Annotated in this window: 6 protein-coding genes; all 6 read right to left on the reverse strand. The window is 71.5% G+C overall.

The annotated features are described in order from the left end of the window. Positions 1–73: 73 nt before the first annotated feature. Positions 74–697: a DUF99 family protein gene (locus KF837_38450; GenBank protein ID MBX3233269.1), complete on the reverse strand. Its 624-nt coding sequence runs from the start codon at positions 695–697 to the stop codon at positions 74–76. Next, complete coding sequence (gene ftsH / locus KF837_38455) at positions 694–2,583, reverse strand: ATP-dependent zinc metalloprotease FtsH (GenBank protein MBX3233270.1); 1,890 nt, start codon at positions 2,581–2,583, stop codon at positions 694–696. Before ftsH ends, KF837_38450 begins: the two co-directional genes overlap by 4 nt. A gap of 115 nt (positions 2,584–2,698) precedes the next feature. Further along, positions 2,699–3,439, reverse strand: coding sequence for a tRNA lysidine(34) synthetase TilS (tilS, locus tag KF837_38460; protein MBX3233271.1), 741 nt, complete (start codon positions 3,437–3,439; stop codon positions 2,699–2,701). A 101-nt stretch (positions 3,440–3,540) separates the two neighbouring features. Beyond that, complete coding sequence (locus tag KF837_38465; protein MBX3233272.1) at positions 3,541–4,806, reverse strand: class I SAM-dependent RNA methyltransferase; 1,266 nt, start codon at positions 4,804–4,806, stop codon at positions 3,541–3,543. Then, positions 4,794–6,482: a hypothetical protein gene (locus tag KF837_38470; protein ID MBX3233273.1), complete on the reverse strand. Its 1,689-nt coding sequence runs from the start codon at positions 6,480–6,482 to the stop codon at positions 4,794–4,796. Before KF837_38470 ends, KF837_38465 begins: the two co-directional genes overlap by 13 nt. 33 nt (positions 6,483–6,515) lie before the next feature. After that, the coding region (locus KF837_38475) for a hypothetical protein (GenBank protein ID MBX3233274.1) at positions 6,516–6,757 on the reverse strand (242 nt) is incomplete at its 5' end.

A 6,757-nucleotide genomic window follows, 5' to 3' on the forward strand; every position in this document is an offset into this window, starting at 1 on the left:
TCAGTAACGATTCCGCGGACGCTGTGTCAGCGGCCGCGGGGAGGCTGGCACACGTCGAGCCGCGGGCGTCATGTCATGCGCGGCCGCGGCTCTTGCCGGTCGTGATGCCGCCCGCGATGAGGTGCGCGAGGCGGAGCGGCTCCGGGATGTTGCCGTGGAGCGTCGTACGCGCGACGACGCGGCGGGCCTCGTCGATCGTGAGGCCCGCGCGCTGGATCCAGAGGCGCTGCGTCGTCGCGAGCCCGGTCGGCTCGCGCTTCAACGAGCGCCGCGACACGCCGAGCGGCTCGAGCGTCCCCGCGCGCTCGATGAGCCCCCACTTCCGCGCCGCCCCCGGCACCGCGGGTCGATCGTGCGGCGTGCGGCTGAAGAGCGCGCGCTTCACCGCCGCCATGTCCGGCGGCCGCCGCACGACGACGAGGACCGGGATCTGGAGCGCGAGCGAGAGGCCGTGGATGTCGATGACGTTGAACCCACCGACCGCGATGCCCTGGAACATCACCGCCTGGATGTGCTGCCCGAACTGGCTCGCGCGCACGAGCTCCACCACGCGGCGGGTCGAGTCGATCCCGTCGCGGCGGATGCGCCCGCTCACGATCCCGTCGACGCGCGTCGCCGAGCACACGACGCCCACGAGCAGGACGTCCCCGCGGTGATCGCGCGGGAACGGGCCGTCGTCGAAGCCGATGACGTTCAGGACGTCGCGGGCTTCGGCGGGCCGCCGAAGATGCTCGCGCCCTTGCGCTGCGCCGCCTTCGCCTTCTCCTTCTCGGCGTAGGTCGGCACGATGACGCGCTCGCGCGGCGGGATCTCGCGGCCCTCGAAGATCGCCTTGAGCTCCTCGGCGTCGAGCGTCTCGCGCTCGAGGAGGTACTTCGCGATCGCCTCGACGCGATCGCGCTTCGACTCGAGGAGCTGCCGCACGACCACGTACTGCTCGTCGATGATGCGGCGGACCTCCTGGTCGATCTCGCGCGCGGTCTGCTCCGAGTAGTCCTGGCTCCGCTGGTTGTAGTCGCGGCCGAGGAACACCGAGCCCTCCTCGCTCCCGTAGGAGAGGGGGCCCATGCGGCTCATGCCGTACTCGCAGACCATCGCCCGCGCGATGGTCGTGAGCTGCTTGATGTCGTTCGACGCGCCGGTGGTCAGCTTGCCGAAGAAGATCTCCTCCGCGATGCGGCCGCCGAGCGCCGACTGGATCTGCGCCTCGAACTGCTCCTTCGTGCGGCCGAGGACGTCGCCCTTCGGGAGCGGCATCGTCACGCCGAGCGCGCGGCCGCGCGGGATGATCGTCACCTTGTGGACGGGGTCGTGGTTCGAGTTCGCGATCATCATGACCGCGTGGCCCGCCTCGTGGACGGCCGTGTTCCACTTCTCCTCTTCCGTCATCACCATCGAGCGGCGCTCGGAGCCCATGAGGACCTTGTCCTTCGCGAGCTCGAAGTCCGCCTGGCTCACCGCGTCCTTGTCCTGACGCGCGGCGAGGAGGGCCGCCTCGTTGACGAGGTTCTCGAGGTCCGCGCCGGCGAAGCCGGGCGTGCCGCGCGCGATCGTCTCCATGTCGACGTCGGGCGAGAGCGGGACGCGCTTCGTGTGGACGCGCAGGATCTGCTCGCGGCCGCGGACGTCGGGCCGGTTCACCGTGATGCGACGATCGAAGCGGCCCGGACGGAGGATCGCGGGGTCGAGGACGTCGGGGCGGTTCGTCGCCGCGATGATGATGACGCCCTCGTTCGACTCGAAGCCATCCATCTCGACGAGGAGCTGGTTCAGCGTCTGCTCGCGCTCGTCGTGACCGCCGCCGAGGCCCGCGCCGCGGTGACGGCCGACCGCGTCGATCTCGTCGATGAAGATGATGCAGGGTGCATGCTTCTTCCCCTGCTCGAAGAGGTCACGGACGCGCGAGGCGCCGACGCCGACGAACATCTCGACGAAGTCCGAGCCCGAGATGCTGAAGAAGGGGACCCCCGCCTCGCCCGCGATCGCGCGCGCGAGGAGCGTCTTGCCGGTGCCGGGCGGGCCGATCATCAGGACGCCCTTCGGGATGCGGCCGCCGAGGCGCTGGAACTTCTTCGGGTCCTTGAGGAAGGCGATGATCTCCTCGACCTCGTCCTTCGCCTCTTCGACGCCCGCGACGTCGGCGAACGTGATCTTGTTCTGCGAGTCCGAGAGCATGCGCGCCTTGGACTTGCCGAAGCTCATCGCCTTGCCGCCGCCCGCCTGAAGCTGCCTCATGAAGAGGAAGAACATCAGGATGAGGAACCCCATCGGGATCAGCGTGATGATCGTCGACGACCAGAACGGCGACTGGTCCTCCTTCTCGAAGAACACCTTCGGCGGCGCCGCCTTCGGGTCCTCCGGCTTCAGGTTCTCGAGCATCTTCTCGTCGGCGATGGGACCGGTGGCCTCACGCCAGCCGCCGCCCTTCGTCTGGTCGGCGCCGCGAACGCGGTAGCTGTACTCGTGATCCTTGATCTTGATTTCGTCGACCTTGCCCTGCTTTACGTCGCTCACGAAGTCCGTGAAGGCGACGGGGACCTTCTTGTCCGCGGGCGTCAAGAACTGCCAGATCGTGAGGAACATCACGATCAAGACGACCCACAGCAGAAGCGTTTTGTGCGATTGCTTCACGAGAACCTCGGTCTTCTTAGGCTACTACGTCCGATGCCCTCCATCGAGGGTCCGATGCGTGAGCGCGTCATTTCGTCCGTCTCGGCTCGACCATGGCGACCAAACCGTCCGGTAGCCAGACCCGTGCCTCGGTCGACCTCGAGCGGACGAGCGCGGCGATCGCCGCCTGCGTCGCGCGCGGAAGACCCGCCGTCCAGCCCGCCTCCGCCCGCGCGGAGCCAGCCGCCGTCAGGTCGTCCGCGATCGCGGACAGGTGATGCACGACCGCGGGATCGAGCTCGCGGAGGAGCGGCAGCACCTCGTTTCGCACGCGCGTCCGCAGAAAGCGGGGATCCGCGTTCGACGGGTCGGTCGCGGACGGCACGCGATGCCGCTCGAGGTGGGTCACGACGTCGGAACGTAAGGCGCGCAGGAGCGGGCGCACCACCTCGATGTCCGATGCGCCGGCCGCGGGCGAACGAGGCGGCAGGACGGCGAGGCCTCGCGCCCCCGAGCCGCGGAGGACACGCATGAGCACCGTCTCGGCGCGATCCTCGGCGTGGTGGGCCGTGGCGATCGTGGCGCCGTGCGCTCTCGCCGCGCCGGCGAGCGCGGTCCAGCGCGCCGCGCGTGCCCGGGCCTGCAGATTTCCGCCGCGCGGCACGTCGACCTTCGTGCGATCCCACGGCACGCCGTGGTCGCGCGCGAAGCGCTCCGCGAGATCGAGCTCAGCCGCAGCGTCGGGGCGGAGCCCGTGGTCGACGCCGTGCGCCATGAGCCCGAGGCCGAACCGCGGCGCGAGGCGGACGAGGACGGAGAGGAGCGCCATCGAGTCGGGTCCGCCGCTCACGGCGACGAGCACCGTCGTCCCTCTCGCGAGCGCGCACTCGCCCTCGAGCGCGCGCCGCGCGATCGTGGCGAGCGACGGCGTCACGCCGAGCGCCTCTCGAGGAGCGCGACCGTCTCGACGTGGCTCGTGTGCGGGAACATCTCGAACGTCTCCGCCGTCACGAGCGACCAGCCCGCGGCGACGAGCAGCTTCACGTCGCGCGCGAGCGTGGGCGGGTCGCACGAGACGTAGACGATCCGCGAGAGCTTGGTCTTCCCCGCCGCGATCGCGGCGCAAACGTCGCGCGCGCCCTCGCGCGGCGGATCGAGGACGAGGAGGCGCGTCGCCTTCGGGAGCACGAACGCGGCCGCGTCGCCGGCGACGACCTTCACCTTCGCGGAGAGACCTCGCGCCGCGAGGTTGTCGCGCGCCGCCGCGCAAGCGTCCTCGTTCGACTCGACCGCGACGAGCTCACGCCCGGGCGCGAGCATCACGGTGAGGTTCCCCGCGCCGGCGTAGAGCTCCACCGCCGGCGCAGCGTCGCCGGCCAGCTCCGCGACCCGGCGCGCGAGCTCGGCGTTCGCCTCGTCGTTCGCCTGCGCGAAGCCGCCCGGCGCGAGGCGGAGCGGCGCGCCGTCGGCTCCCGTCACGATCGGCGTCGGATCGCCGATCTTCGCCGGCACCTTCACCTCGCCGGCGTACACGCTCGCGCCGGCGATCTCGCCGTTCGCGACCGCGCGCTCGAGCCGCCCGAACGTCGCGGCGGCGAGCTCGCCGCGCCAGCGTAGCTCGATGACGGGCCGCCGCTCGGCGCCGAGCGCGAGGCTCGCTTCGCCGCGGCCGCGCGCGCCGGCGAGGAGCTCCGCCAGCGCCAGCCGCGCGCGATCGAGCGCCGGATCGAGCACGATGCAGGTCGCGACCGCGGCCGGCTCGTGGCTCTTCCGCGCGTACATGCCGGCGACGATCGCGCCGCGCTTCGTCGCCTCGACGTGGACGCGCGCGCGCGTGCGGTAGCCGATCGTCCGCGGCGCGGGGTGGCTCCCGACCGCGACGCCGAGGAGCTTCTCGACGATGCTCGCGTGCTCGGCGCGCTGCGCATCGATTGTAAGATGCATCCAATCGCAGCCCCCGCATCGATCGACGAAGGCGCACGCCGGCGCGGCGCGCTCGGAGGAAGGGGCGAGGACCTGGAGGAGCACGCCGCGGGCCGGTCGCGAGCGCGGATCGATCTCCACGCGCACGTGCTCGCCGCGCGCGACGCCCGGCACGAACACGGCGCGCCGCTCGCCGCCGATCGCGACGTGCCCGACGCCCTCACCGCCGGGGGTGAGCTCCACGATCTCGAGGTCGGCCCTCACTGCGTGCACGCGAACACGGCGTAGCCGCCGGCGGGATCGTTGGAGCCGAGCTCCTTCGCCGTCGTCCACACCACCGCGACGCGGGTGGGGCTCGCCGCGACCGCGACGCTGCCGTCGCGCACGTTGTTGATGCCGGAGATGCGCGTCTGGCGCGAGAAGAGGACGTTGCGGAGCGGCGTCAGCGCCGTCGTCGCGTTGTCGAACACGTGGAGCGCGACCTGTCCTTGCTGCAGCGCCGCGACGTACGCGCGGTTGCCGACGATCGCGACGTCGGCGGCGGTGACCTTGGCCGCGCCCTCGATCGAGTAGCCGTTCGTGTCGGCCTCCTCTTCCTTTCCGAGATCGAAGGCGCGGTACGTGACCGAGCGGCCGGGGCCGGCGCCGTCGGTGACGACGAGGACGCGCTCGCCCGTCGTCGCGAGCGAGCCGAACGTCCCCGGGAACGTGACCGGTCGCGTCGTGCTCGTCGCCACCGTCTGCACGTCGGTGTCGCCCTTCAGCATCAAGAGGCGCACGGTCGTGTCGGACTGGCTCCCGATCGGGCCTTCGCCCGCGTCCGCGCCGGCGTCGCCCGGCGGCGGCGAGCCGGGATCGCCCGGTCCGACCGAGAGGAGGGCGAGGACCTTGTCCGTCGCCGAGACCCACGCGTCGGTGATGTTGTTGCCGCCGAAGGTGCCGCGCGGCTGCACGATGCCCTCCTCGCGCTTGACGGTCGCGATCTTCCCGGCGCCGCCTTCGGTGAACACGATCACGTTGTTGCTCGCGCGCGCGGTGGAGGGGCGCGCGGGGCCGAGGCGGACGTCGGTGCCGTTCGGCGACGGCGAGTCGATGAACTGCGGGAGCGTCATCTTGCCCTTGTCGTCGACGGCGAGGGCGAGCATCTGGAGCGACGGGTTCGGCGGGTCGGCCGTGCAGGAGGCCTTCGAGAGGACCACCGTCCCCGCGCCCGATTCGTTCAAGGCGATGCCGATCCCGTCGCGCTCGACGTCGGCGGAGGCGGCGCAGCGTCCGGGCAGGTTCGGGCGCTCGGCCTTGAGCGCGCCTCCGGATGGGTCGAGCGGCTGGAGCACGAGGCGCGCGGTGCCGATGCCCGGGTCGATCTCGCGATACACGAGGAGGAACCCGCCCGGCGACGCCGCGATCGCGGGCGGGCTCACCACCGTGCCGTCCTGCCCGCTCGAGTTCGCGAGCGGACCGGCGCCGAGCAGCTCGAGCGAGCAGCCGGCGCCGACGCTCGGATCGGCGCTGTCGTTCGCGGGCAGGCACCGCGCCGCCTCGCAGACGCTGCCCTTCGGGCACGCGGCCTTCGGCGTCCCGACCGGGCCGAGCATGATCGCGATGTTGTCCGCGTCGCCGACGTCGACCTCGGAGCAGCCCGCCGCGACGACGGCGCACGACTCGTCGCGCGCCACGCCGGCGAACGCGTACTTCGCGTTCGGGACGCGCCCGAAGCCCGGCGCGGCTGGATCGTTCTTCTGGTACGCGAGCCGCGCGGTGTACCCCTCCGGCAGCCCGCCCTCGAGCATCGGCTGCAGCGTCGGGCACGATCCGTCCTTGAAGGCGCCGATCTCGATCCACTTGATCGCCACGTTCGCCGGCACGTTGACCTCGAGGCCGAGCGGCGATCGCGAGCACGCGAGCCCCATGACGAGCATGAGGCCGAGGGCGCGAGCAGACGATTTCATGGCGCGAGCAAGAAAAGCGAAACGGGCCGAAGCCTACTTGTCCATCGGGATGCGCACGTCCTTGAGCTGCTCGGGGAGCACGTCGACGACCAAGGTCTTCTTTACCCCGTTCGGGGCCGAGAGCTGAAGCGTGTGACGACCCGCGAGGACGGGACGGCTGAAGATGTGTCCGGGCCCGAGCGGCGTGCCGTTGTCGATGATCTGATCGCACTTCGCCGGCATACAAACGACGGTGAGGCTGCCCATCGCGCCCGGCCTCGGCGCGGGAGCGGCGG

This window comes from Labilithrix sp., assembly GCA_019637155.1.
Lineage (GTDB): Bacteria > Myxococcota_A > Polyangia > Polyangiales > Polyangiaceae > Labilithrix.